The organism is Flavobacteriales bacterium, assembly GCA_016699575.1.
In the GTDB taxonomy this organism is placed as follows: domain Bacteria; phylum Bacteroidota; class Bacteroidia; order Flavobacteriales_F; family PHOS-HE28; genus PHOS-HE28.
The window spans coordinates 2686992-2711558 of the sequence record CP064979.1 but is presented as its reverse complement, the minus strand read 5'-3'; the positions used below and the strand labels follow the sequence as shown (position 1 = coordinate 2711558).

Sequence of the window (24567 nt, the reverse complement as noted above, 5' to 3'; positions counted from 1 at the left end):
TCAGGGTCAACTGTGCACCGCCTCGCTCAGCGCGAAAACGGCTTCGGGATCTTCTTCCACCGCTGTGCCGACAACGACCACATCCGCACCCGCTAAGCAAAGTGCGCGTGCTGTGGCGCCATCGCGGATACCGCCACCAACAATGATCGGCACATCAACGGATGAGCGCACGGCTGAGATCATGGCTTCGCTCACGGTGCGCTTGGCCCCGCTCCCTGTGTCCATGTACATGGCGCGCAAACCGAGCAGCGAACCGGCCAAGGCTGTGGCGCCCGCGATGCTGGGCTTGTCGTGCGGTATGGGCGAGGTCTGGCTCACGTAATGCGCTGTGGTCATGCGGCCACCGTCCACGAGCATGTAGCCGGTGGGTATAGCTTCGATGCCAAGCGCTTTCACCCGAGGCGCTGCTGTAACATGATGCCCGATAAGCAGCTCGGGATTACGCCCGCTGATCAGGCTGAGGAAAAGCACTGCGTCGGCATGTGCGCTCAGCTGCGCCGGACTTCCTGGGAAAAGCACCACTGGCCGGTCGCTCAGATCCTTCACCCGCCGCACGCAGGCATCGAACCCATCTGTGGCCATGAGGCTCCCACCCACGAAGAGCAGATCGGCCTTGGCCATGCACGCGTTCTGAACGGTGCGTTCCAATTGGCGCGCGTCCGTTGCCTGGTCCGGATCGATGAGCACGGCCAGCAGCTTCCGCCCTTCGGCCTTCGACCTGTCGAGGAACTGCAGCACGCCCGCCATGCCCGCGAACATACCACACCGCCTGCTGGTCCACGGTAAGAGGCTACTTTCGCGGCCCCTTCGCGTCTAGCGATGGAACAAGCAGAACAATGAGCACCAAGACCGCAGAACAGTTGAAGTACAAAGTGAAGGACATGGCCCTCGCCGATTGGGGCCGCAAAGAGATCGAACTCGCCGAGGCCGAGATGCCAGGCCTCATGGCCCTGCGCGAGAAGTACGGCAAGGAGAAGCCGCTGAAAGGCGCCCGCATCGCTGGCTGCCTGCACATGACCATCCAGACCGCAGTGCTCATCGAGACCCTGAAGGAGCTTGGCGCCGAAGTGAGCTGGAGCAGCTGCAACATCTTCAGCACGCAGGACCACGCCGCCGCCGCCATCGCACAAGCGGGCATTCCCGTTTACGCTTGGAAAGGCATGAACAACGAGGAGTTCGACTGGTGCATTGAGCAGACCATCTTCGCCTTCGAGGGTGGTAAGCCGCTGAACATGATCCTGGACGACGGTGGTGACCTCACGAACATGGTGTTCGACAAGTTCCCCGAGCTCGTGGCCGGTATCAAGGGCCTCAGCGAGGAGACCACCACGGGCGTGCTGCGCCTGAAGGAGCGCGAGAAGAACGGCACCCTGGTGATGCCCGCCATCAACGTGAACGACAGCGTTACCAAGAGCAAGTTCGACAACAAGTACGGCTGCAAGGAGAGCGCCGTGGACGCCATCCGCCGCGCTACCGACATCATGATGGCCGGTAAGGTCGCCATCGTTTGCGGCTACGGCGACGTGGGCAAGGGCACTGCGGCTTCACTGCGTGGTGCCGGCGCTCGCGTGATCGTCACCGAGATCGACCCCATCTGCGCGCTGCAGGCGGCCATGGACGGTTTCGAGGTGAAGAAGCTGGTGCCGAACGTGCATCGCGCGGACATCATCATCACCACCACGGGCAACTTCAACATCGTTACGGAGGCTGCCTTCCGGAAAATGAAAGACAAGGCCATCGTTTGCAACATCGGCCACTTCGACAACGAGATCGACATGGCTTGGTTGAACAAGGCCTACGGCAACACCAAGGTGGAGATCAAGCCGCAGGTGGACAAGTACACCATCGATGGCAAGGACATCCTCATCCTGGCCGAAGGCCGCCTAGTGAACCTGGGTTGCGCCACGGGCCACCCCAGCTTCGTGATGAGCAACAGCTTCACCAACCAGACACTGGCGCAGTTGGAGCTGTGGAAGAACCACGCGAACTATGAGAACAAGGTCTATGTGCTGCCCAAGCACTTGGACGAGATGGTGGCTAGCCTGCACCTCGCCAAGATCGGCGTGGAACTGGAGGAACTCACCGAGGCCCAAGCCCAGTACATCGGTGTGCCGAAGAACGGCCCCTTCAAGAACGACGCATACCGTTACTGAACGTTCGATCCTTCAACGCGAAAGGCCTTCGGTTCCCCCGAGGGCCTTTCAATTCCCCCCAGCGGGTCAGTTGTAGATGCGCAAGATGCTGCCGTTGAAGGTGGTGTTATAGCTTTTCAACGCAATGCCCGCTGGACCTTGGGTGACGCTGCCGTCGATGATCAGGAAGCCTGATCCACAGCAAACCGTGTCGCGTGCCATCACTTGCGTATCGTCCACATGCACTTGGCAGACGTTCTCGGGCTGGTAGGTACAATGCCGGTCCAGTGCAACGAACTCGTCCATGCTTTTGCGGTACACAATGATACCGCGACTTCCACCGGAGATGTACACCCAACCGCCCGGCACTTGGATATCAACATAGGCGGGGTTGTTCACATTGAACTGGATGTCCACCAGCGTGTAAGGCACCCCGCCCCTCTCCTCCTTCTTGCAGGCGGTAATGATGGTAAGGACCACCGCCAAACCGAAAAACCAATGCTGAGGGCGTATGAACATGCCTGCGTAGAACGTTCGCCAGCGAAAGTAGGTATGTAAGCGGGGCCATGACATTAACCTTGTGACCATGAAACGAGCCATCACCCGGATCCTGGTGCTAATTGCACTGCTTGGCGGAGGAGCCCTTGCCGGGTATGCGCAAGAGGGCATTTCGAAGAAGGAGGCCGAGAAGATGCAGGCCAGAAAGGAGAAGGACGAGAAGAAGGCCGCCAAGAAGGCTGAAAAGGAGAAGCAGAAACGGCACTTGGGCATCCAGGACAAGGCCACGCGCAAACGCATCAAGCAACACACAAAGCGGGCCGGCAAGCATGGCACCAACATGCACCGCGACCCCTTCTTCGTGCGCTTGTTCGGACGCCGGCACTAGACCGGACGTGTATAGCCCGGAACCATGATCGCGGGCCCATTTCCCCGTGTTATGGAATGCTGGCCGATATATTTCGCCATCACATCGGCCATGACGAACGGCGAATGCACTGTACGACCGGGAGGCATAAACGCCCCGAACGCGGGAAACCTGCGCCCATCAAGGGTTTCAGCGCATTTGGCCGGAAGCGTTCTTTTTCGATCTTTACCGCCCCTCGTTGCAACCCTGAACAGTCCTAAATCCTTCAGTTGATGGTGAGAAGGTTCCTCTCATTGGCCGCCCTTTGCCTCGCGACGGCAGCCAGCTATGCTCAAGTCGGCTCCGGAAGTCTAAAGGGCACGATCACCGATGGCAAGTCGGGCGAGCCGTTGCCGTTCGTGAACGTGCTGATCGAGAACAAGGGCACCCAAGCGGCCGGTGGCTCCACCGACTTCGATGGGGTGTACCTCATCAAGCCGATCGAACCGGGGACCTACGATGTCACCTTCAGCTATGTGGGTTACCAGCCCGTGAAGCAGACCGGGGTGGTGATCAACGGTAACAAGATCACCTTCTTGGACATCAAGATGGAGAGCGGGATGGAGCTGAAAGAGGTGCGCGTGGTGCGCTACCAGGTGCCGCTCATCGAAAAGGACGGAGGCGCCAGCGGTGGAACGGTGACCCGCGACCAGATCAGCAAGATGCCGGGCCGTACGGCGAACAGCATCGCCACCACCGTGGCCGGTGCCAGCACGGCAGGTACTGGCGGTGGCGTAAGTATCCGCGGTGCGCGCACGGAGAACACCTATTACTACATCGACGGGGTGAAGGTGCCGGCTGGTGCTGGAACCGGCCTGCCCAAGAGCGCCATCGAGGAAGTACAAGTGATCACTGGTGGTGTGCCCGCCAACTACGGTGACGTTACGGGCGGTGTGATCAACATCACAACGCGTGGGCCGAGCCGTTCGTTCTTCGGCGGCGTTGAATACTTGACATCGGGCTGGAAGGTCGGCGAGGACATCAACGACATCGTTGGCCTCGACGCCTACGCTTTCAACCAGTTGGAAGCCAGCTTGAGCGGCCCATTGTTCTTCAAGAAAGACAGCTTGGGCAATAAAGGGAAGCCCCTGCTGGGCTTCTTCCTGAGCGGCCAGTACACCAACGTGGTGGACGATGCGCCCCAATACGTTAACGATCCACGGATCAAACCCGAGGTCAGGGACCAACTGATAGCCGAACCACTGACCGTGCGCGACGTTGCTGGCCGGCCTACAGCGTTCTACAATTCCAACTATGTAGGCACGAGCGATCTGGAGAACTTGAGGACCCGCCAGAACGCTGCTCGTAAGGTCTATCTCGCTTCGGGCAAGCTCGATATCACCACCACACCCACCGTGAACCTGACCATCGGGGGGTCGTTCGAGTACGCAAAAGCACAAGACTACAACCGCAACAACACCCTGTTGAACGCGGAGAACAATAACCGCTCGCGTGATATCACGTGGCGTGGCTTCGTGCGGTTCACACAACGGTTCAACGCCAAGGAAGAGGGTGAAGAGGGCGCTGCAGCCAAGAAATCCGGCATCAAGAACGCCTTCTACAGCGTTCAGTTCGACTATTCGCGATTCGACAGCAGGAACGAAGACCCTGTGCACCAAGACCGACTGTTCGACTACGGGTACCTCGGCAAATTCGAGACCTACCGCATGAACAGCTACGACCTGCCCACGGTGGACAAGCCCTACTTCGAGCAGAACGGGTGGGTGGACACCTTGGTGACGTTCGAGGCCAGTGACCTGAACCCCGATGTGGCGGCGATAACCGATCAGTACTTCCAACTGTTCGACCAGGCCCCCTACAACCCGTTCAACCCGGCTGAGGAGGACGGCCCGTACCAGAACTTCAATGCCATCCAGAGCGGACAAGGTCTGCTGAACGGCCAGGGGCCGGACAATGTGTACGGCCTATTCAACAACATCGGCTCCCTGGCCAACGATTACCGCAAACGCCAGACCGACCAGATGCGCCTTGCAGCCACCGGCTCAGCTGATATCGGCTCACATGCCGTAAGCATTGGAATTGAGTATGAGCAGCTCACCCAGCGCGACTACCGCTTGTCGCCAGTGGGTTTCTGGGGCCTTGCCCGCAACTACGTGAACGATCACATCCGCGAGATCGACGCCACGTTGGCTGATACGAACTATGTCATCGGCCAGTACCCCTTGGTGGACCATCCACGCCTGATCGACCTGCAGAACCAGTCCTACTTCGATCGTCAGTTGCGTGAGGTGCTCGGTTTGGACCCCAACGGATCCGACTTCATCAATCTCGATGCTGTTGATCCTTCGCTCCTGTCCATCGACATGTTCAGTGCTGATGAACTGATCAACAGTGGTGAGAACATCTTCACGCCCAGTGGTGGTCTGGTGAACAGCTACTTCGGTTATGACCACACCGGCAACAAGCTGACCGGTCGACCTTCGTTGGACGATTTCTTCAACGACCGCGATGCAAATGGCAACTACACGCGTTTGCAGGCGCCCTTCCAGCCCATCTACATCGCTGGCTACATCATGGACAAGTTCTCGTTCGACGACATCATCTTCAACGTTGGTGTGCGTGTGGACCGTTATGACGCCAACCAAAGCGTACTGAAAGACCCCTATCTCTGGCAGAACGCCTACTCCGCCGGTGACGCTGTTCGTGACGGTAACATCCAACAACAGCTGAACAACCGTCCGAGCAACATCGGCGATGACTTCGTGGTGTACGTGAACGACTATACCGGACCGCTGAACGTGGTCGGCTACCGGGACGGCGATGACTGGTACAACGCCTTGGGAGAGCGGGTTACCGACCCCAGCATCCTCCAATCAGCGAGCGGCATCCAGCCCTACCTCATCGGGCGCGGCGAGGACAACCAATTGAACGGTAGCCGCCTGAACCAGAATGCGTTCAGGGACTATGAGCCGGTGGTGAACATCATGCCGCGCGTGGCCTTCAGCTTCCCCATCAGCGACGAGGCCGTGTTCTTCGCGCACTACGACGTTTTGACGCAGCGCCCCACAAGCGCAAGCCGGCTCGACCTGATGAACTATTCGTACATCCAGACCACGCAGAACGTGGTGAACAACCCGAACCTGCGGCCCACCAAGACCATCGACTATGAGCTTGGTTTCCAGCAGGTGCTTACAAAGAGCAGCTCGCTCAAGATCGCCGCGTTCTACCGCGAGTTGCGCGACATGATCCAAGTGCGCAACATGGCCCAGGCCTGGCCAACCAGCTACCAGACCTTCGACAACATCGACTTCGGTACGGTAAAGGGTTTCAGCCTCACGTACGACATGCGCCGCACGGGCAACCTCTGGATGCGTGCCAGCTACACACTTCAGTTCGCCGACGGAACCGGTAGCGACCCGAACACCAGCCTTCGCCTGATCAATAGCGGCCAGCCCAACCTGCGCACCATCGCACCGCTCAACTTCGACCAGCGCCACGCCTTCCAGATCACGGCCGACTTCCGCTACGGGCGCGGCAAGGACTACAATGGTCCGATGCTGTTCGGCAAACCCATCCTGCAATCCACGGGCGTGAACGTGGTGACCAATCTGGGCAGTGGAACACCGTACAGCGCCAGCAGCCGCATCATCAACGAGGGCGAGGCAATCGGTAGCCACAGCTTGAACGGGGGTATCAACGGCAGCCGCCTGCCTTGGCAGTTCAATATGGACCTTCAGTTGGACCGCGACCTACCGTTGAAGTTCGGCAAAGGCGAGGACAAGGCGAAGAGCGCCAACCTGAACATCTACCTGCTCGTGACCAACGTGCTCAACACCCGCAACGTGGTGGACGTTTGGCGCGGCACTGGATCCCCGGATGACGATGGTTACTTGGCTGCGGCGGAATACCAGGATGCGATCAACGCAGAGATCGACCCGGCCCGCTACCGTGAATTGTATGCCCTGAAAGTGAACGACCCGGGCAATTTCGGTGCCCCGCGCACCATTCGTTTGGGCCTCCGTTTCGATTTCTGAACCGACTGAACAGAAGGACATGAACCGCATCACCATACGAACTGTTGTCCCTGCTCTCGGCCTGCTGTTGATCAGCACTGGGGCGAGCGCTCGTGAGAACCAGAACGGCCGCAGGGCCGATGCAGGCAGCAGGGGTTCGGCCAAGGCCGACAACTGCTCCCCGTCGACCGCACGCACGGAGATCGACCTGAACAACGTACGTGCGTTGATCGAGACCGGCGGCAACATGTGGCAGGACAGGTCAAGCCCCGGGGGGCCGGCCTACGAAGTGCCCAAAACGGACGATCGCTCGGGGCCGCACGCCCTGTTCGCCGGTTCCCTCTGGATGGGCGGTTTGTCGCCCGACAATCAACTGAAGTTGGCCGCCGTAAGGTTCCGGCAGGTCGGTAACGACTTCTGGCCGGGTCCGCTCACGAACGATGGCACCGCATCCATACCGCAGGAAGTCTGTACCGCGTATGACAAAACGTGGAAGACCAAACGCGACGACGTGGCCGCGCATGTTGCTTACCACAACTGCATTGAGGATCCGAACTGCAACGAGCAGGTAGAGTTCCCCGGCTATAACTACCCCGCGATCTTCGCCGAGTGGCCGGCAATTGGTGATGTGGCCGGCGGTCAGGACATCTATCTGGCGCCCTTCAACGATTTCGACGGCGACGGCGATTACAATCCGGACGACGGCGATTCGCCCGGGTATGACCTTGACGGGACCATCGACTGCAAAGCGCGTTTCCGGGAGGATCCCATCCCATTGTTCGGCGATGAGAACATCTTCTGGATCTTCAACGACAAGGGCAACGCCCACACCGAGACCAGCGGCCAGCCGATCGGCATGGAGATCCGTGCGCAAGCGTTCGCCTTCGCCACCAACGACGAGGTGAACAACATGACCTTCTACAACTACGTGGTCATCAACCAAGGCACACAGACCCTCACGAACACCTATTTCGGGCAATGGGTTGACGCGGACCTCGGTTGCGCCAACGATGACTACGTCGGCTGCGATGTGCAGCGCGGATTGGGCTATGCCTACAACGGCACCGACAACGACGCAGGTGCGGCCTGTGCTGGCGGCGCCGTCGGGTATGGTGTGCAGCCACCTGCCATCGGCGTGGACTTCTTTGAAGGCCCCTTCCAGGATGCGGACGGGGTGGATAACCCCTTGACCACCGACTGTAACGCAGCTCGAGCCGGCTTGGGTATCCCGTACAAAGGCATCGGCATCGGGTACGGTGATACAGTAGTGGACAATGAACGCTACGGGATGCGTGCCTTCCTGTACCACAACAATGATGGTTCCGTAACCGGCGACCCAAGCATTGCGATCGACTACTACAACCTCCTGCGTGCGATCTGGAAGGACAACTCGCCGAACTTGTATTTCGGCACTGGCCACATCGGTGGTGGGGGGGATCCGAACATTCCCGCCCTGTACATGTTCCCTGGTGACAGCGATCCGCTAGGCTGGGGCACGAACTGTGTACCTCAACCGGACTGGTCGGAGATCACTGAAGGCAATGCGGAAGGCGATCGTCGGTTCATCCAGAGCGCCGGGCCGTTCACACTGGAACCGGGTGCGTACAACAACATAACCGTGGGCGTTGTATGGGCCCGTGCCACCACCGGTGGTCCCTTCGCCAGTGTTGAGGAAGTGCGCAAGGCGGATGACAAGGCGCAATCGCTCTTCGACAATTGCTTCAACATCCTGGACGGTCCGTTCGCACCTGACCTGACCATCACAGAACTTGATCGCGAGCTGATACTTTACATCAGCAACCCTGACGGTAGCAACAATAACGACAGCATCCCCGAGGATTATGAAGAACTGGACCCGGCGATCCCCGAAAGTGCTTCGGACCGCACCTACAACTTCCAGGGCTACATGGTCTACCAGTTGAAGAACTCCCTCGTATCGGCCGCTGAACTGAGCGACCCCACCAAGGCCCGCCTTATCTATCAAGGGGATATCGAGGACGGCATCGGCCAATTGGTGAACTACAACTTCGATGAGCAGATCGGCCTCCCGGTTCCCACGGAGATGGTGAACGGTGCTGACGAGGGAATTGCACACTCCATCCGGGTAACCGAGGACAAGTTCGCTCAAGGGGATGTACGCTTGGTCAATTTCAAGACCTACTACTTCATGGCCATCTCCTATGGGTACAACAACTACCAGGATTACAACCCCTCGCAGCTAACGGGTCAGGCGTTCCCCTTCAAGAGCGGCCGTAAGAGCACACGTGGCGAGATCATCTCCTTCTCCGGCATTCCCCACAAGCCCACCCCGGCCAATGGCGGCACGATACAGCAGTCAGGCTACGGGGACGGCTTCAGCATTACCCGCTTGGAGGGCGAGGGCAACGCAACGAACCTGCTCGACCTGGAAGATTCCACCGTTGATGACATCCTGAGCGGCTACCCATGGCGCGCCGATGAGGTGACCTACAAGCCGGGTTTGGCACCCGTGAACGTGAAGGTGGTGGACCCACTGAAGGTGCCCAACGGGAAGTTCGAGCTGTGGTTCAACGATGCCACGCCGGACAATCTGAAAGATGCTTCATGGACGCTCGTGGCTTTGGATATCGATGCGAACGCTGATGGTGCCCCGGACAGTGTCCACAGCGAGCGCGCTATCGAGGTCCTGAACGAACAACTGGTGCTGGACTGGGGGCTTTCCGTGACCATCCAGCAATCGGCCTACACAGACAACAACAACTTCACCGAGTTGTTGGATCTGGGGACCTTCCAGATCGAAGGCGCCCAAACACCCTGGTTCACCGGGATACCTGATGGTGAAGGTGAGATCGCTTTCAACTGGATCCGTTCGGGCACCAGTGACGAGGATGGCAACAGCTACAATGATTATTTGGGCGAGGACGACAACGAGGAATACGAAGGCATCCTCGCCGGTACGTGGGCGCCGTGGGTACTTTGTGGTGACACGGCGTTCCAGCCGTGTTCGCCGGACCTGGAATCCTCGCGCAACGTTTCGCGGCTGAGCAACTCGCGCAGCGTTGTGGTGGTAATGACCCCGGATCGCAGCAAATGGACCCGCTGCCCCGTGCTGGAGAACGAAGAAAACGATGCCATTTCCGAAGGCGGCGTGAAGAAGAACTACCTGCGCTCTGGCGCCAGTGTGGACAAGTACGGCAACCGGGCTGGTAGCGGGAACGAAAACCCCGCAGAGGCCACGCTTACCGGATCGAACGGCATGGGCTGGTTCCCCGGGTATGCCATTGACTTGGCCAGCGGCGAACGGCTGAACATGGCATTTAGCGAGAACAGTTTCTGGGGCACGCCCGATCCGTACACCGGCCAACAGAACGGCAAGGACTTCTTGTTCAATCCTAGCGATCGCTTCGTTACCAACTTGGGCGAGCCGCTCTTCGGCGGCTGCCACTGGATCTACGTGTTCGGCAATATGCGCCGCCAGTTCGAGGATGAGGATTTCATGCCCCAGTACGACGAGGGCAAGTTCCTGTACGATCAACTTACCCTCGGCACGGGGACTTCCCGCCGGAACGCCTTCCGCTCCTGCATGTGGGTCGGCAGTATGATGCCCGTGCCGGGCACGACCATGCTCAGCATTGCCGATGGCCTGGTGCCGGCCGAAACCAAGATCCTGCTGCGCACGGCGCAGCCGTACCGCGAATACGTGAACCCGTACAGTGGCTATTCGCCCGAAATACCCTTGACAGGCCAAGAAAACGACCTGCGCAACGGTGGCAAGCCTTTGTACACGTTCAACAGCAGCCCTCAGGCCACCATCACCTCGGTAGCCGACGTGGCTGAGGATGCGCTGGATATGATCAGCGTTGTGCCCAATCCGTACTACTCGTTCAGCGGCTATGAGACCAGTCGCTTGGACAACCGGGTCAAGTTCATCAACCTGCCTCAAACGTGCACCATCAAGATCTACAACGTGGGCGGCACGCTGATCAGGACCTTCCGCAAGGACAACGACCTCACCTATCTGGATTGGGACCTGAAGAACGGCAACTCGGTGCCCATTGCCGGTGGCACCTATATCTGCCACATCGATGTGCCCGGCGTGGGCGAAAAAGTGGTGAAGTGGTTCGGTGTGATCCGTCCCGTTGACCTGCAGAACTTCTAAGCCACCGATAACGACAACGACGAGATGGAAACGAAGAAGAACAACATGGGCAAAGCGTTCGGGCTGCTCTTGTGCGGTGCTCTGATCGGTGTGCAGGCATTCGCCGGCAATCCTGATCGGGCCGGCCAGGCGGGTGGTTCGCAACTGCTGATCAACCCGTGGGCCCGGAGCAGCGGCTGGGGCTTGGCCAACTATGCTTCGCTTCGAGGCGTGGAAAGCATGTACGGCAATGTGGCGGGCCTCGCTCACACACGCAAGACCGAGATCTACTTCACCAACACCACATGGTTGCAAGGCTCCGGCGTTCGCATCAACGCGATCGGCTTGGGCCAGAAGGTGGGCGAGAGCGGTGTGCTCGGACTGAGCGCCACCGTGATGGGGTTCGGTGATCTTCAGGTAACCACGGATGCTCAGCCGGAAGGGGGATTGGGCACGTTCAGCCCAACGATGAGCAATATCTCGCTGGCGTATGCCAAGAGCTTCAGCAACAGCATCTACGGCGGTTTGCTGATACGCGTTGTGAGCGAGAGCATTGCCAACGTGCGCGCCACGGGCATTTGCTTTGACGCTGGGATCCATTACGTAACGGGCGAAAAGGACAACATCAAGTTCGGCATCGCGCTCAAGAACGTGGGACCGGCCATGCGCTTTGCAGGTGATGGTCTCGGGGTCCAGGGCCTCGTCAGCACGGGGAGCGATGTGCTCACCCTGCAGCAACGCAGCGAGCGCTTCGAACTGCCCAGCATGCTCACGATCGGGGCTGCGTGGGACGTGGTAACCGGTGAGATGCACCGCTTGACCTTGGCCGGGACGTTCGTGAGCAACTCCTTCACCCAGGACCAAGGGCTGTTCGGCGTTGAGTACGGGTTCAAGCGGATCTTCCATCTGCGCGGCGGGTACCTCTACGAAAAGGACATCACCAACGAGGACCGTCAAACGGTCTTCACGGGTCCTAGCGCCGGCCTTAGCGTTGACCTGCCGTTCGGCGAGGAAAAGAAGAGCGCCATCGCCTTCGACTACGGCTACCGTGCCACCAATCCGTTCGGGGGCGTCCACAGTATCGGCGTGCGCATCAGCCTCTAAGCCCATCGTCGCTTACATTAGCGGAAGAGGACCCGTCGGGGTCCTCTTCCTTTCTTTCCACCATCATCGAACGTGCCATGAGCACTGCTTACTACACCGAAGAGGGCCTCAAGAAACTGCAGGACGAACTGCACCACATGAAAACCGTGGAGCGCCGTCACCTGAGCCAGCAGATCGCTGACGCCCGCGACAAAGGTGACCTGAGCGAGAACGCCGAGTACCATGCGGCCAAAGAAGATCAAGGTCTGTTGGAAGCCCGTATCGCCAAGTTGGAAGGCGTGGTCGCGAATGCGCGCATCATTGAAGCCGGCATGCTTGAAGAGGGCCGCATTTACATCCACAGCAAAGTGATGGTGCGCATGGTGGACAACAACTCGCACCGTGAGTTCATACTAGTGGCGGAAAGTGAAGCGGACATCAAAGTCGGGAAGATCAGCGTGAGTTCACCCATCGGCAAAGGCTTGCTGGGCAAGACGAAAGGAGAAGTGGCCGAGGTAACCACCCCGACGGGCAGCACCATGCGTTTGGAGATCATCGAGATCAGCCGCTGATGCCGAGCATCTTCACGCGCATTGTCAACGGCGATATCCCCTGCCACAAGGTGGCCGAGGACGATCGCTACTTGGCCTTTCTGGACATCAACCCGCTGCGCGAAGGCCACACGCTAGTGGTACCGAAACTGGAGGTGGACAAGTTCTTCGAACTGCCTGAGGAGGTCCTGGCGGGCATCATGCCGTTCGCCCAAGGTGTTGCCCGGAAGATCGCTGAAGTGATCCCTTGCGATCGCATCGGTGTAAGCGTTATCGGATTGGAAGTGCCGCACGCACATGTGCACCTCATTCCCATCGACACCGTGCACGACATGGATTTTTCGCGGCCCAAGCTGAAGTTCAGCCAGGCGGAACTGGCCGCCATCGCCGAGCGCATCCGCCTGGCTTAAGGCTTCTTTACCCTTCCCGGGTTGTTGCGCACGAACGAACCCCAGGTGCTGCTGCCCCGGGCCACACCGCCCCTGCGGACCGTGTTGCCGCGCGAGAAATGATGGCACAAGGCCACTGCCACGGCATCCGTGGCATCGGTGCTGGTGGGCAGCTTTGCTCCTTGAAGCAGGCCGCCCAGCATGGCCGCAACCTGCTCCTTGCTCGCGTTACCATTGCCCGTGATGGCCTGTTTCACACGTTTTGGGGCGTACTCCACCACCGCGATCTGCCGGTGCAATGCCGCGGCGATCGCAACACCCTGTGCACGCCCTAGCTTGAGCATGCTTTGCACATTCTTCCCGAAGAACTGTGCTTCAATGGCCAACTCGTCCGGGTGGTGCTGATCGATGATGGCCAGCGTCCGATCGAAGATCTCCTTGAGCTTCAACGTATGGTCGTCCAGGCCCGGGAACCGTACCACCCCGGCATCCACGAGGGCAATGCTGCGTCCTTGTTCCAACAGCACACCGAAGCCCATGGCCGTTGTACCCGGATCAATGCCGAGGATCACCCGCTCAGCGGGACTATTTTCGGCGACGGCCATGGGACGCGACATCAAGAACGGGATACGATGGGTGGTGCTCTTGGCGGTGGCCTTATACCTGTTCTTGGCCGTGCAGGCGCAAGATAGCCGCGCGTGGAGCGGAGCTTGGGGCACGCTCTTGCAATGGCCTCTCCTGCTAGCGCTGTTGCTGGGCGGTGCCAGTTGGGCGGTCGAAGCGCACAAGTGGAAACTCTTGATGCAACCACTGAGCCCGTCGTCGTTCGGCACCGCGCTGCGCGCAACACTGGTCGGCACAAGCTTGGGGATCTTCACCCCGAACCGCACCGGCGAGTGGTTCGGTCGCGCCATGCAGGCCGACAAGGGATTGCGGACGCGAACAGGTCTGGCCGCGTTGCTCGGCAGCACTGCACAAACAGTGACCACCGCATTGTTCGGGCTACTGGCTCTTGCAATGCTGCCCATGGTGGCCGGCTCAGGCGGCTCCTTCCATGCCGCCCTTCCGACGTTGGCACTGATCGCCGGTGCCTGCACGGCGGCGCTGCTCTTTCTCTACTTCCACACGCGTGCCTTGCACACCCTTGCACGCTTGCTTCCCTTGCCCGTCAACATCAAACGTTCCTCGGAGCATCTCCTTAAGTACGCACCGCTCGACCGCGCCCGCTTCCTCGGATGGAGCATTCTCCGTTACCTTCTCTTCGCTGCACAATTCGCGCTTCTGATCGTACTCTGCACTCGAACGACCGACGGGGCGAGCGCCATTGTTGCAGTGCCGATCATTTATCTGGCCACCACCATCGTACCTACCATGGTGCTGAGTGAATTGGGGGTGCGCGGCTCCGCGGCAGTCGCCTTGCTGGCGCCCGCCGGCATGAGCGAGCCAGGGATCCTGGTGGCTTGCCTCGTCATGTGGATCATGAACGTCGTAGCGCCTGCTGTCGTTGGGATCGTCCTTCTCTGGGCCCAGCGCAGGGAAACGGCGTTCGAAAAACCCATCGAAATAACGGCTGCCTGAAATGGAGGGCTGGCCGTGGTGGATCATTCTAGCCACGGCGGCATTGGTGATCGGCCAGTTGTTCTTCGCCTTGCACGCCATGCGGCTACTGCTTGGTGATGATGAACTCCCCGATTTCAGGCCAGCAGTTGCTCCGTTCATCTCCGTGGTGGTGCCTGCGCGGAACGAAGAAGCAACGATCAGCTCACTGCTCGGTGATCTGCGGGTGCAGGACTATCCCCCGGACAGGTTCGAAGTGATCGTGGTGGACGACGGTTCCACGGATGCGACCCGACGGCTCGCGGAACAATGCGTTGGTGCGACTTGGAGACTGCTCGACCTGCACGACGGCTTCGGCAAGAAGGCCGCGATCGAGCGCGCGGTTGTGGAGGCCCGAGGGGACGTGGTGCTGGTGACCGATGCCGATGCCCGCTGTGGGCCACTACGATTGCAGTTCGTTGCGCGCGCTTGGCAACGTGACCCGTTCGATCTTCTATTGATGCCGATATCCGTGGCAACCGACGGAAGCTGGCTCCAAGAGCTGCAGACCAACGAACAGTTGGGCTTCATGGCCGTAGCGGCGGCTTCGGCGGGTGGTGGCCGGGCGCTCATAGCGAACGGAGCGAACATGGCCTTCCGTCGCAGCACCTTCGAATTGCTCAGCGGCTTCCAACGGCACCGGCACATTGCCAGCGGCGACGACATGTTCCTGCTCCGCAGCATGCAAGCGGCCAACAAAACCGTGGCTTACGTGGCGGCTGCTGAAGTACTGGTGAGCGTGCGATCGGAACCAACGCTCAGCGCGTTCGTTCACCAACGGCTGCGGTGGGCAGGCAAAATGCGGCGCGGCGGCATCGGCATCACCGGCATCATCCCGGCCCTGGCGCTCATGGCGCCGGTCATGCTCTGGGCAAGCACATTGATGTTGTTCACCCGCCCGGCTGAACGCCTCGCAGAGGACGGCTGGTCCGTTCCTGCTCCCATCCCGGTGGTTGTGCCACTACTGCTTTGGCTTGGCTGGCTGCTCCCGATCGTCGTGCTCGCACAAACCATGGGAGCGCGGATCGGACAACGAGCTTCCTCACAGGGCCTGGCCGGGAGCCTAGTGCTCTTCTCGATATACGCGCCGATCCTGGCCGTGCTCTCGCTTTTCCTGCGCAGCACATGGAAAGGCCGTCGCGTTTGAGCGATCAGAACGGCAGATCGTCGTCGTCGCCAGCGGGCGGAGCATCAGCCGCCGTGGGCGGAGGAGCGGCTTGGTAGCTTCCACCTCCTCCACCGGCGTTGCCACCGGCGCGCTCGATGCGGTTGCCGCTAAGGCTGAGGAAGTACTTCGTCACACCATCCTTGCCCGTCCATTCGCGGCCGTTCACGTAGCACGTTACGGTCACTTCATCGCCGGGTTTGAAACTGTCCAGCAGGCTGGTGCGGTCCTGCGTGAACTCGACCGGGATGTGCTGCGGGCGCTGGCCGCTTGGTTCGGTGATGACGAGCTCGCGCTTGCTGAACTTGTCGCTGACCTGTTGGGTCTTGCCGACCACTTTGATGCTTCCTGAGATGGTGACTTGTGCCATGATGTGATGCCGTTACCGGCGCTTGTTATCGGTTGTTGAAGGCCAATACGGTTTTCCACGCCTCATCCGTGCGGCCGTGCTGCAAGTGTCCCTGTGCGCGAAGGTGCAACGCGCGCAGCAATTCTTCCGGGCGGCCTTGCAGATCAATGAAAACTTCGCTCAGTTCGGTGAGCTTGTGCTCGTTCACACTTGTCTCGTCCGGCACGGTGGGGCAGTTGGCCAATTGGCCCAGGTCGTTCCCCGTAAGTACTTTGCTCGCTCTCACTTCGGGCGGCAGCGCGCCGAAACCGACGCCAACATGCGTCATTGGCTGGGCCAGCTCAAAAAGCGCATCGCCATTGGCTCGGCAGTACCAGTGGCCACTCATGCGACCCACCAGGTCGATCTTGTGCGGATCGATGGTGCCGCGTTCGTTGAGCACAGTTTCGTTCACGTGCATCACCAGCACCTCACAGATGATGAGGTTGCCAGCAGCGCCTTGGTCGCCGGTTTCGATCACCTGTTTCACCACGCACTCCATCTGTACCGGGCTTTCCTTCACCCTGAACGGCTTCACGCGCTCGCTGGCCATGGGCGTGAAGCCGGCCTGTTCGAACTCGCTCACACCCTCAGGGTATTCACCGCTTGCAACATTGGACTGTTGCACCATACCGTACGTCACAACGTTGATCACCACCTCCGGCACGGCCTTCACATTGTGGTAGGTGTGCTTCGTAGTGTTGTCACGACCGCGGCGAGCGGGTGAAAAAATGAGCGTGGGCGGGTTGCTGCCGAAGCAGTTGAAGAAACTGAACGGCGCAAGGTTCGGGCGGCCTTGGGCATCGATCGTACTGGCGAACGCGATGGGCCGCGGGCCGATGGCACCCAGCAACAACCCGTGCCGCTGGGGCACCGGCAACTCGCTGAGCACATGCGTTTTCATTCCGTTCGCAAATGATCCCCTGACATCCGGAAATCACAGGTCGGCGAATGTACCCACGCTATAGCACCGGGCTATCTTCGCCGCCCTTTCGACGGAAATACGGACGTGGCGGAATTGGTAGACGCGCTGGTCTTAGGAGCCAGTACCGCAAGGTGTGGGGGTTCGAGTCCCCCCGTCCGTACTGAAGTTGGTTGGTGATTGATGGTCGTTTGGTCGTGGGTGCAACGACGACCACCAGAAGAACAGACCAACAACCAGCAACGAAGAACGAACAACTACCCCGGATGAACATCGAACGCGAACAGACCGGTCCGCTGACCGCCACGCTGAAACTGAAGCTGACCCCCGAGGACTATTCACCCGGTGTGGAAGCCCAGCTCAAAGAACAACGCCGCACTGCCGTGCTGCCCGGCTTTCGCCCTGGCCAAGCGCCCATGCCCTTGATCAAGAAACGCGTGGGCAAAGCCGTTCTGGTGAACGAAGTGGAGCGCCTTATCGGCCAGAGCATCCAGCAGCACATTGAGGGTAACCGCCTTCGTGTGCTGGGCCAGCCGTTGCCCAAGCAGGATCTCGCCAACGCCAACAACTGGGACGAGCCTGGTGAATTCAACTTCCACTATGAGATGGGCATTGCGCCCACCTTCGATATTGAACTGAACGGGAACCTGGGCGTTTCCATGCCTGTGGTTGAGATCGACGAGCCCACGCTTGACAAAGAGATCAGCGACATGCGCCGCCGCTTCGGCAAGGTGGAAGATGCGACCACGAGCGAAGCCAACGACATGGTGATCGGCGACATGATCGAGCTGAACGCCGATGGCACCGTGAAGGAGGGCGGAATCATGAACCGCACCACCATCAGCCTGGAGTTCTTGAAGAACGAAGCCGCAAAAGCCCTGCTGATCGGCAAAGCCGCAGGCGATGAAGCGACCCTGGACCCGCATGCCGTGAGCGATGGCCACGACGACCTGGCACGGATGCTGGGCGTTGACCATGACCGCGTGCACCACCTTGAGGGCAACTTCCTGTTCCGTATCGACAGCATCAAACGGATGGTGTCGGCCGACATGGGCCAGGAGTTCTTCGACCGCGTCTTCGGCCAGGGTGCGGTTACCGACGAGACGGCCTTCCGTGCCAAAGTGAAGGAGAGCCTGCAAAGCGGCTTTGGGCGGGATACCGATCGGATCTTCACCCGTGAAGTCCTGAAGGCCCTTTATGATCGCACCAACATCGAACTGCCGGACACCTTCCTGAAGCGTTGGATCCTGGAAACGAGCGAGCAACCGACCACACCCGAAGAAGTGGAGGCCAACTACGCCCGCCATGCCGAGGGCATCAAACGGCAGTTGTTGCAGGACCGCATAGTTGAGAAGTACGGCCTGGAAGCCAAGGGCGAAGAGCTCGACGCCTTCGCTAAGCGTTACGTGGCCGACCAGTTCATGCAGTACGGCATGCCCGCCCCAGAGGGTGAAGAGCTGCAGAAGATGGCCGCACGCCTCTTGGGCGACCGCGAGCAGATCAAGCGCATGCGCGACAGCATCGTGGAACGCAAGCTCATCACCCACTTCAAGGCCATGCTCAGCCCGAAGGAGGAGCGCATGAGCCTCGATGCGTTCATAAACTTGGTGAAGAAGGGTTGAGCCCCCCTGACGACGACCCTTCCTTTACCGCACAAGCAAAACACATGTTCCCACCCGACGAGTTCCGGAAGTACGCGGTGAAGCACCGCGGCATCAGCAGCGCCAGCTATGACAGTTACGTGAGCAGTGTACGGGCCGACTACATCAGCCCGACGATCATCGAGGAACGCCAGTTGAACGTGGCTTCCATGGACGTGTTCAGCCGATTGATGATGGACCGCATCATCTTCCTGGGCACAGGCATCAACGACTATGTGAGCAACATCATCCAAGCGCAGTTGCTGTTCCTGGAAAGCGCCGATGCCAAGAAGGACATCCAGATCTACCTGAACAGCCCGGGCGGCAGTGTCTATGCAGGGCTCGGCATTTACGATACCATGCAGTACATCAACCCCGATGTGGCCACCATCTGCACAGGCATGGCCGCCAGCATGGGTGCCGTTCTGCTCTGCGCCGGCACCAAGGGCAAGCGCAGTGCGTTGAAGCACAGCCGGGTGATGATCCACCAACCCATGGGCGGCGCCGAAGGACAGGTGACGGACATGGAGATCACCGTGCGCGAGGTCATCAAGCTGAAGAAGGAGCTCTATGACATCATCAGCCAGCACAGCGGCCAACCCTTCGACCGGGTGGAGAAGGACGGCGACCGCGACTACTGGATGACCAGCGAGGAGGCCAAGGCCTACGGCATGATCGACGAGCTGCTGGTGCGCAACCCCAAGTAGCACAGCATACCAAGACCTGTGCGGGGCCCGACTGGACGACCGGTCGGGCCTCGGCATAAATTGCCGAACTTTTCCGCTGCAAGGCCCGTAAGCCATCCCCCATGGACAAAAAGGAAGTGAAGTGCTCGTTCTGCGGACGTGATAAGCAGGACACGAACGTGCTTATCGCTGGTATCACCGGGCACATCTGCGACAGCTGCATCGGACAGGCGCAGAACATCATCGCCGAAGAACTGAGCCAGCGGAAACGTGCCGACATCGCGGGTAGCATGATCCTGCAACGGCCTGCTGACATCAAAAAGCACTTGGACGAGTATGTGATCGGCCAGGACGAGGCCAAGAAGGTGCTGAGCGTTGCGGTGTACAACCACTACAAGCGCTTGATGCAGAAGCCTGCCTCCACATCCGATGAGGTGGAGATCGAGAAGAGCAACATCATCCTGGTAGGCGAAACCGGCAGCGGCAAAACACTCCTGGCCAAGACCATCGCCCGAATGCTGAACGTGCCCTTCGCCATTGCCGACGCCACGGTACTCACCGAAGCCGGGTATGTGGGCGAAGACGTGGAGAGCATACTTAGCCGCCTACTGCAAGCCGCCGACTACGATGTTGCTAAGGCCGAGCGCGGGATCGTGTTCATTGACGAGATCGATAAGATCAGCCGTAAGAGCGACACGCCGAGCATCACCCGCGACGTCAGCGGCGAAGGCGTGCAGCAAGCGCTGCTGAAACTGCTTGAAGGAAGCACGGTGAACGTGCCCCCGCAGGGAGGCAGAAAACACCCCGAGCAGAAGCTCATCCAGGTTGACACGCGGAACATCCTCTTCGTCTGCGGTGGTGCCTTCGACGGCATCCAGAAGATGATCGCGCGCCGCGTGAAGAGCACTGCGGTGGGCTACCAGGCAAGCCGCGACAGCGCACGCATCGACGACGAGCACTTGCTGCAATACGTTAGCCCGCAGGACCTCCGATCCTACGGCTTGATCCCCGAGCTCATCGGCCGCTTCCCCGTGCTCACCTACTTGGAACCCCTTGACCGCGAGAGTTTGCGCAGGATCCTGACCGAGCCCAAGAACGCGCTCATCAAGCAGTACGTGAAGCTTTTCGAAATGGACAAGGTGAAGCTCACCTTCGACAAAAAAGTGCTCGACTTCATCGTGGAGCGTGCCATCGATTACAAGCTCGGGGCCCGCGGCCTCCGTTCCATCTGCGAGGCCATCATGACCGATGCCATGTACGAGATGCCCGGTGCCACCGATCGGCCTGCCGACCTGCGCATCACGCTCAGCTACGCACGGGAGAAGTTCGAGCGCAGCCGAATGAGCCAACTGAAAGTGGCTTGACCATGCGCATGTGTTGGATGGGGTAGCTTCGCATCCCCATTCCAACGAACATGAAACGCACCAGCATCTTTGCCCTTTCGCTCGCCTTAGCGGCGACAGCACCAGCACAGAACCTGCCCGCACCCAGCCCGCTCTGCAAAGTGGAGCAGATCGTGGGTCTCACCAAAGTCACCGTGGAATACAGCCGCCCCAGCGCGCGCGACCGCGGTGTATTCGGGGAACTCGTCCCCTTCAACACCCTTTGGCGCACAGGGGCCAATGCTTGCACCAAGATCTCTTTCGATGGCCCGATGGACTTCAGCGGACAGGTGGTCCCCGCCGGGAAATATGCCGTGTTGAGCACGCCCGCGAAGGATGGTTGGCTCATTTATCTGAACAGCGATACCACCTTGGGAGGAACCGACGGGTACGACGAAGCCAAGAACGTGGCCACATTGAAGGCCGAGGCCCAGGAGACCGGATCGTACACGGAGACCTTCACCATTGGTTTTGATGCCGTGAAGGACGACCATGCTGTTCTCCAGTTCCGCTGGGAGAAAACCCAGATATCGGTGCCGTTCCATGCCGATGCGCTGGAGCAGGGCAAACGCAACATTACCGAAGCAATGGCGGCCAAGGAAGTGAAAGCCGGCACCTACCATCGCTGCGCGCGCTTCTACCTTGATCGTAACATCGATGCGAAGCAGGCTCTGGAGTGGGCCAAGAAGTCGGACAGCATGGAGCAACGGTACTGGGTGAAACACACCCTCGCACTTTGCTACGCGGCCAACGGAATGAAGGCTGAAGCCATCACCACGGCCAAGGAGAGCATGGAAATGGCCTCGAAGGACGGCGATGCACAATACGTGAAGTTGAACGAGCAGAAGATCGCGGAGTGGAGCAAGTGAACTGCGCGTAGTCCCTGGAACGAAGAGCCCCGGCAAATGCCGGGGTTCTTCGTTCCATGATGCCCAATACACCCACGCGCTACTTTCCCGGCCTTAACCGTACTCCATGAGCATCCTGCCGAGCATCGTACTCGCGATCCCGTTCGCAATAGCCGACACGCCAGACCCCACCGACACGTTGTCCTCAGTGCCCACCGGTGACCTGAGTGATTCCTCCGCGTTGATGTTCATGGCCTATGTGGACAGCGTGGAGGGCAGCTTCAAGTGGCAGACCGGTGCCGTGCCCTTGGCCGATGGGGCGGCTACCATCAATGTACCCGCAGGATTCAAGTTCCTCGATGCCGCTCAGTCAGCTGTGGTACTGGTGGAACATTGGGGCAATCCCAGCGCCGAAGGCACATTGGGCATGCTCTTCCCGGAGAACGAAGGTGTACTGGATGAAGGCGGCTATGCCTTCATCATCACCTACGACGAGATGGGATTCGTGGAAGACGGTGATGCTGCGGACATCAACTACGACGACATGTTGGTGCAGTTGAAGGAAGAGGACAAGACCGACAACCAAGCGCGCGCCCAAATGGGCTACGACCCCGTTTACACCATTGGCTGGGCGTCCAAACCGTATTACGACAACTCGAAGAAGGTGCTGCACTGGGCCAAGGAGCTCCAATTCGGCGACAGCACGACGAGCAATACCCTCAACTACAACGTCCGCATCCTGGGCCGGAAAGGCGTGCTCCAGTTGAACGCTGTGAGCGATATGTCCGAACTCGACAACGTGAAGGCCAACATTCCGGCCGTGTTGTCCATGGCCACGTTCAACGACGGCTACCGCTATGACCAGTTCGATGATAGCACGGACGAGATCGCGGCGCTGTCCGTGGGTGGACTTGTTGCTGGCAAGGTGCTGGCAAAAGCCGGGTTGTTCGCTGGTCTGGGCAAGTTCCTGAAGTTCATCATCCTGGGTATCATTGCCGCAGGAGCTGGCATCTGGCGCCTGATCAGCGGACGCAAGAAGAACGCTGTACCCGAAGGCGCACAGATCATCAAGCCGTGAGGAACAGCGCGCGGACTGCATTGAAGTGCATGCAGTAACAGTCGAACCGAAGTTCCGCAGTGGACCGCAGACGTGTCCTTATCGCCTGGGCAGGGCTGTTGGTAGTGCATGCCTTGGGCGTGCTGGTGCCGGTGATGGATGTGGATGCGGCGCAGTATGCGAGCATGAGCGCGCAGATGCTGCGCGAAGGCAACTGGCTACAGGTGTTCGACAGGGAGGTATCCTACTTGGACAAACCGCCTCTCGTGTTCTGGCTTAGCGCCTGCTCCATACACCTGTTCGGACAGGTCGCCTGGGCCTACAAACTGCCCAGCGTACTATTCGCCTTTGCCGGTTGCTGGGGCGTATTCAAGTTCACTCGTCTGCACCACGACGGACGCACGGCACACCTCGCGGCGCTCATGTACGGCAGCTCCGTTGCGCTGCTGCAAATGACCAATGATGTCCGCTGCGATACGCTGCTCACCGCCAACGTGATCCTCGCAACCTGGGCAGGGATGGCCTGGTTGGGCCAACGGCAACTGAAGCACCTCCTGCTCGGTGCGTTGTTCATCGGCTTGGCCATGCTGGCCAAGGGGCCCATCGGTGCGGTGGTGCCGGGCCTCGCCATCGGAGGCCATCTCGCCATCACCGGTCAATGGCGTGCACTAAGTGATGCGCGCTTGCTGCTGGTGCCTTTGGTCATCGGGGCGATGCTGGCCCCGATGTGCTACGCACTCTACCTGCAGCACGGATGGCAAGGTGTGCAGTTCTTCTTCTGGGAACAGAGCTTCGGTCGCATTACCGGAAGCAACCGCTGGCATGATGACAGCACCGGGTTCTTCTTCCTGCATACGCTTGTATGGGTAGCCGCGCCGTGGACGCTCTTCATCGTCTATGGCACGGTAAAAGAGTTATTCGGTGTGGTGCGCCGCAAGTCGCGGGTACCGGAATATGCGAGCCTGTGCGGAGCCGTACTCACCCTCACGGCGCTCAGCTTCTCGCACTACAAACTGCCGCACTATCTCTTTGTGCTGATGCCCTTTGCGTGCGTCATTGGGGCGCGTACACTGGTCGGGCGCCACGCACGGATCTTCGACCTCTTGCAACTGCTGCTGGCACTGTTGACCTTTGGTCTTGGATCATGGTTGGCCTTGGTCGCATTCCCCAATAGCGGCACTCCTTGGGCGGTGGCGGCGGGTCTTTGCTGCATTGTAGCACTGGTCGTTTATGCCCGAAGCCGGGAACACGCCCGCGCTTTGTGGCCGACGTTCATAATAACCATCGGCGCTGCGCTCGTCATCAACGGACACTTCTACCCCACCCTGCTCCGTTATCAGGCCGGCACACAAGTGGGTGATAAGGTGCGCGAGCTCGGTGTGGCCCAAGCCGACCTGCGCAACTTCGCCACGTTGAGCCGTGCACTCGACTTCCACGCCGGATACCGCGTAGAATGGCTGCGGGACATCCGCGAAGCCAGCGAGAGCATCCGTCCCGGGCGCTACGTCTATTGCAACGACGAAGGTCGCGAGGCTCTCATCCGCGCAGGGCACCCCCCCCTTCAAGAATGGTCGTTCCCGGCGTTCCCAGTCCAGGTCGTCACCATCGACTTCCTGCTGCCAGCACGCCGCCCTTCCGTCGTCGGGACGCACTACTTGCTGCGGTACTGACATCCATCCTACCGACCGCCCGCTCGTACAACCGGTCAGGCGCCCAGCACGGGTGCGGCTACA

The 24567-nt window shown here is 59.7% G+C and carries 20 protein-coding genes and 1 tRNA gene; 16 read left to right on the top strand and 5 right to left on the bottom strand.

From position 1 onward, the window contains the following. Positions 1-6: 6 nt before the first annotated feature. Complete coding sequence (locus IPJ76_11280) at positions 7-747, bottom strand: geranylgeranylglyceryl/heptaprenylglyceryl phosphate synthase (GenBank protein QQR85197.1); 741 nt, start codon at positions 745-747, stop codon at positions 7-9. Positions 748-836: 89 nt separating this feature from the next. On the opposite strand from IPJ76_11280, the gene IPJ76_11275 reads away from it, so the two are divergent. Continuing rightward, on the top strand, positions 837-2153 hold the full coding sequence (locus IPJ76_11275; GenBank protein ID QQR85196.1) for an adenosylhomocysteinase: 1317 nt from the start codon (positions 837-839) through the stop codon (positions 2151-2153). 66 nt (positions 2154-2219) lie between these two features. Here IPJ76_11275 and IPJ76_11270 read toward each other — a convergent pair whose 3' ends face one another. Next, a complete protein-coding gene (locus IPJ76_11270) occupies positions 2220-2651 on the bottom strand; it encodes a hypothetical protein (protein ID QQR85195.1) in 432 nt (143 codons plus the stop codon). A gap of 67 nt (positions 2652-2718) precedes the next feature. On the opposite strand from IPJ76_11270, the gene IPJ76_11265 reads away from it, so the two are divergent. From IPJ76_11265 to IPJ76_11240, 6 genes are all read left to right on the top strand, one after another. Then, positions 2719-3018 carry a hypothetical protein gene (locus IPJ76_11265; protein ID QQR85194.1) on the top strand — a complete coding sequence of 100 codons (300 nt, stop codon included), beginning with the start codon at positions 2719-2721 and terminating at the stop codon, positions 3016-3018. A 251-nt stretch (positions 3019-3269) separates the two neighbouring features. After that, entirely contained in the window at positions 3270-7031 is a 3762-nt protein-coding gene (locus IPJ76_11260; GenBank protein ID QQR85193.1) for a carboxypeptidase-like regulatory domain-containing protein, read from the top strand. A 19-nt stretch (positions 7032-7050) separates the two neighbouring features. Further along, the gene (locus tag IPJ76_11255) at positions 7051-11148 is read left to right on the top strand and encodes a T9SS C-terminal target domain-containing protein (GenBank protein ID QQR85192.1); all 4098 of its coding nucleotides are present in this window, start codon (positions 7051-7053) and stop codon (positions 11146-11148) included. Positions 11149-11172: 24 nt separating this feature from the next. Next, positions 11173-12231, top strand: coding sequence for a PorV/PorQ family protein (locus IPJ76_11250; GenBank protein ID QQR85191.1), 1059 nt, complete (start codon positions 11173-11175; stop codon positions 12229-12231). A 77-nt stretch (positions 12232-12308) separates the two neighbouring features. Continuing rightward, positions 12309-12782, top strand: coding sequence for a transcription elongation factor GreA (gene greA, locus IPJ76_11245; protein QQR85190.1), 474 nt, complete (start codon positions 12309-12311; stop codon positions 12780-12782). Then, the gene (locus IPJ76_11240; GenBank protein QQR85189.1) at positions 12782-13171 is read left to right on the top strand and encodes an HIT family protein; all 390 of its coding nucleotides are present in this window, start codon (positions 12782-12784) and stop codon (positions 13169-13171) included. The genes greA and IPJ76_11240 overlap by 1 nt, the downstream gene beginning before the upstream one ends. On the opposite strand, the gene ruvC is transcribed toward IPJ76_11240, so the two are convergent. Next, entirely contained in the window at positions 13168-13767 is a 600-nt protein-coding gene (ruvC, locus tag IPJ76_11235; GenBank protein QQR85188.1) for a crossover junction endodeoxyribonuclease RuvC, read from the bottom strand. The genes IPJ76_11240 and ruvC overlap by 4 nt on opposite strands. Between ruvC and IPJ76_11230 the strand changes: the two genes are divergently transcribed. After that, the gene (locus IPJ76_11230; GenBank protein ID QQR85187.1) at positions 13754-14728 is read left to right on the top strand and encodes a flippase-like domain-containing protein; all 975 of its coding nucleotides are present in this window, start codon (positions 13754-13756) and stop codon (positions 14726-14728) included. The two genes, ruvC and IPJ76_11230, sit on opposite strands and share 14 nt — an antisense overlap. A 1-nt stretch (position 14729) precedes the next feature. After that, the gene (locus tag IPJ76_11225) at positions 14730-15893 is read left to right on the top strand and encodes a glycosyltransferase (GenBank protein QQR85186.1); all 1164 of its coding nucleotides are present in this window, start codon (positions 14730-14732) and stop codon (positions 15891-15893) included. A 4-nt stretch (positions 15894-15897) separates the two neighbouring features. Here the strand turns inward: IPJ76_11225 and IPJ76_11220 are convergent, their stop codons facing one another. Beyond that, a complete protein-coding gene (locus IPJ76_11220; GenBank protein ID QQR85185.1) occupies positions 15898-16281 on the bottom strand; it encodes a DUF3127 domain-containing protein in 384 nt (127 codons plus the stop codon). Positions 16282-16306: 25 nt separating this feature from the next. Further along, the gene (locus tag IPJ76_11215) at positions 16307-17203 is read right to left on the bottom strand and encodes a flavin reductase family protein (protein QQR85184.1); all 897 of its coding nucleotides are present in this window, start codon (positions 17201-17203) and stop codon (positions 16307-16309) included. Positions 17204-17302: 99 nt separating this feature from the next. Between IPJ76_11215 and IPJ76_11210 the strand changes: the two genes are divergently transcribed. From IPJ76_11210 to IPJ76_11180, 7 genes are all read left to right on the top strand, one after another. Next, positions 17303-17384: transfer RNA gene (locus tag IPJ76_11210), tRNA-Leu, on the top strand. Positions 17385-17487: 103 nt separating this feature from the next. Beyond that, positions 17488-18843, top strand: a complete 1356-nt coding sequence (gene tig, locus IPJ76_11205; protein ID QQR85183.1) for a trigger factor — start codon at positions 17488-17490, stop codon at positions 18841-18843. A gap of 44 nt (positions 18844-18887) precedes the next feature. Continuing rightward, on the top strand, positions 18888-19568 hold the full coding sequence (gene clpP / locus IPJ76_11200; GenBank protein QQR85182.1) for an ATP-dependent Clp endopeptidase proteolytic subunit ClpP: 681 nt from the start codon (positions 18888-18890) through the stop codon (positions 19566-19568). A 101-nt stretch (positions 19569-19669) separates the two neighbouring features. Further along, on the top strand, positions 19670-20911 hold the full coding sequence (gene clpX / locus IPJ76_11195) for an ATP-dependent Clp protease ATP-binding subunit ClpX (protein QQR85181.1): 1242 nt from the start codon (positions 19670-19672) through the stop codon (positions 20909-20911). A gap of 50 nt (positions 20912-20961) precedes the next feature. Beyond that, positions 20962-21798: a DUF2911 domain-containing protein gene (locus IPJ76_11190; GenBank protein QQR85180.1), complete on the top strand. Its 837-nt coding sequence runs from the start codon at positions 20962-20964 to the stop codon at positions 21796-21798. Positions 21799-21904: 106 nt separating this feature from the next. After that, entirely contained in the window at positions 21905-22855 is a 951-nt protein-coding gene (locus tag IPJ76_11185) for a DUF2167 domain-containing protein (GenBank protein ID QQR85179.1), read from the top strand. Positions 22856-22914: 59 nt separating this feature from the next. Next, positions 22915-24504: a glycosyltransferase family 39 protein gene (locus tag IPJ76_11180; GenBank protein QQR85178.1), complete on the top strand. Its 1590-nt coding sequence runs from the start codon at positions 22915-22917 to the stop codon at positions 24502-24504. The last annotated feature ends 63 nt before the right edge of the window (positions 24505-24567 follow it).

Coding starts and splice junctions, on each gene's coding strand:
- greA (QQR85190.1), top strand. CDS start 12,309: ATGAGCACTGCTTACTACACCGAAGAGGGCCTCAAGAAACTGCAGGAC.
- clpP (QQR85182.1), top strand. CDS start 18,888: ATGTTCCCACCCGACGAGTTCCGGAAGTACGCGGTGAAGCACCGCGGC.
- clpX (QQR85181.1), top strand. CDS start 19,670: ATGGACAAAAAGGAAGTGAAGTGCTCGTTCTGCGGACGTGATAAGCAG.
- IPJ76_11250 (QQR85191.1), top strand. CDS start 11,173: ATGGAAACGAAGAAGAACAACATGGGCAAAGCGTTCGGGCTGCTCTTG.
- ruvC (QQR85188.1), bottom strand. CDS start 13,767: ATGTCGCGTCCCATGGCCGTCGCCGAAAATAGTCCCGCTGAGCGGGTG.
- IPJ76_11190 (QQR85180.1), top strand. CDS start 20,962: ATGAAACGCACCAGCATCTTTGCCCTTTCGCTCGCCTTAGCGGCGACA.
- IPJ76_11220 (QQR85185.1), bottom strand. CDS start 16,281: ATGGCACAAGTCACCATCTCAGGAAGCATCAAAGTGGTCGGCAAGACC.
- IPJ76_11255 (QQR85192.1), top strand. CDS start 7,051: ATGAACCGCATCACCATACGAACTGTTGTCCCTGCTCTCGGCCTGCTG.
- IPJ76_11260 (QQR85193.1), top strand. CDS start 3,270: ATGGTGAGAAGGTTCCTCTCATTGGCCGCCCTTTGCCTCGCGACGGCA.
- IPJ76_11270 (QQR85195.1), bottom strand. CDS start 2,651: ATGTTCATACGCCCTCAGCATTGGTTTTTCGGTTTGGCGGTGGTCCTT.
- IPJ76_11265 (QQR85194.1), top strand. CDS start 2,719: ATGAAACGAGCCATCACCCGGATCCTGGTGCTAATTGCACTGCTTGGC.
- IPJ76_11185 (QQR85179.1), top strand. CDS start 21,905: ATGAGCATCCTGCCGAGCATCGTACTCGCGATCCCGTTCGCAATAGCC.
- IPJ76_11215 (QQR85184.1), bottom strand. CDS start 17,203: ATGAAAACGCATGTGCTCAGCGAGTTGCCGGTGCCCCAGCGGCACGGG.
- IPJ76_11275 (QQR85196.1), top strand. CDS start 837: ATGAGCACCAAGACCGCAGAACAGTTGAAGTACAAAGTGAAGGACATG.
- IPJ76_11280 (QQR85197.1), bottom strand. CDS start 747: ATGGCGGGCGTGCTGCAGTTCCTCGACAGGTCGAAGGCCGAAGGGCGG.
- tig (QQR85183.1), top strand. CDS start 17,488: ATGAACATCGAACGCGAACAGACCGGTCCGCTGACCGCCACGCTGAAA.
- IPJ76_11225 (QQR85186.1), top strand. CDS start 14,730: ATGGAGGGCTGGCCGTGGTGGATCATTCTAGCCACGGCGGCATTGGTG.
- IPJ76_11230 (QQR85187.1), top strand. CDS start 13,754: ATGGGACGCGACATCAAGAACGGGATACGATGGGTGGTGCTCTTGGCG.
- IPJ76_11240 (QQR85189.1), top strand. CDS start 12,782: ATGCCGAGCATCTTCACGCGCATTGTCAACGGCGATATCCCCTGCCAC.